This window comes from Secundilactobacillus silagei JCM 19001, from assembly GCF_002217945.1.
In the GTDB taxonomy this organism is placed as follows: Bacteria; Bacillota; Bacilli; order Lactobacillales; family Lactobacillaceae; genus Secundilactobacillus; species Secundilactobacillus silagei.
Genome location: NZ_BCMG01000048.1, coordinates 1 through 265, shown reverse-complemented (window position 1 = coordinate 265; position 265 = coordinate 1). Strand labels below are relative to the sequence as shown.

The following is a 265-nucleotide window of genomic DNA, read 5'->3' as shown; positions in this document are numbered from 1 at the left end:
TTTCAGTTGTTATGCGGTATTAGCACCTGTTTCCAAGTGTTATCCCCCGCTTCTGGGCAGGTTACCCACGTGTTACTCACCAGTTCGCCACTCATCCAATGCTGAAAATCAGTGCAAGCACTTCAATTCAGCGGGATGCGTTCGACTTGCATGTATTAGGCACGCCGCCAGCGTTCGTCCTGAGCCAGGATCAAACTCTCATTTTATGATTGTTTGTGACTCATTAATATTACTAGCGAAATTGACTTCGCAAATTACATTTGAT

General features: G+C 44.9%; 1 rRNA gene. It reads right to left on the bottom strand.

The features are described from left to right. A 16S ribosomal RNA gene (locus tag CES79_RS12475) occupies nucleotides 1-206 on the bottom strand; the annotation flags it as partial. Nucleotides 207-265 lie beyond the last annotated feature (59 nt).